The organism is Myxococcus sp. AM009, assembly GCF_013372605.1.
GTDB classification, from domain to species: Bacteria; Myxococcota; Myxococcia; order Myxococcales; family Myxococcaceae; genus Myxococcus; species Myxococcus vastator.
Map to the genome: position 1 here is coordinate 1 of NZ_JABXEP010000494.1, position 410 is coordinate 410.

Below are 410 nucleotides of genomic sequence, written 5' to 3' on the forward strand. Positions count from 1 at the left end.
GGGCTGCAAGCGGCTTGGTTCGCCAGTTGGAGGCAGCGCCCTCGAGGCCCGCACAAAAGCCGGCCTGTACGTGCCCTGTGCGCGTCTGATGGACGACACTCCACCGTGCTTGCAGATCACGAGCCTTCTTGCGCAGTGCCGCGCGGCTTGGCCTGGCATCCTCATGCCGCCAAGTCAGGCCGACGGCATAGGTGCCCTTGATCCCTGGAAGGTTGAGGACTTGAGCCATGTCACACCGCGAGCTTCAGAACTTGCTTGCCGCGACCCACTCTGACTTGTTTCGCATCGACGCCGATGACTTGCCAGCCATCGCCGAGCTGAGTGCCAGCCACTGCATCCGAAATCGTGATGCCGTTGATTTCGATGAGAGCCGAGTAGACGCCGTCAGCTCCCCCGATGTGAACCAGACG

At 62.2% G+C, this 410-nt stretch carries 2 protein-coding genes; both read right to left on the minus strand.

The features are described from left to right. The coding region (locus HV824_RS36555) for a type 4b pilus protein PilO2 (RefSeq protein ID WP_176425357.1) at window positions 1–229 on the minus strand (229 nt) is incomplete at its 3' end. Between the two features lies 1 nt (window position 230). Beyond that, the coding region (locus HV824_RS36560) for a hypothetical protein (protein ID WP_217918071.1) at window positions 231–410 on the minus strand (180 nt) is incomplete at its 5' end.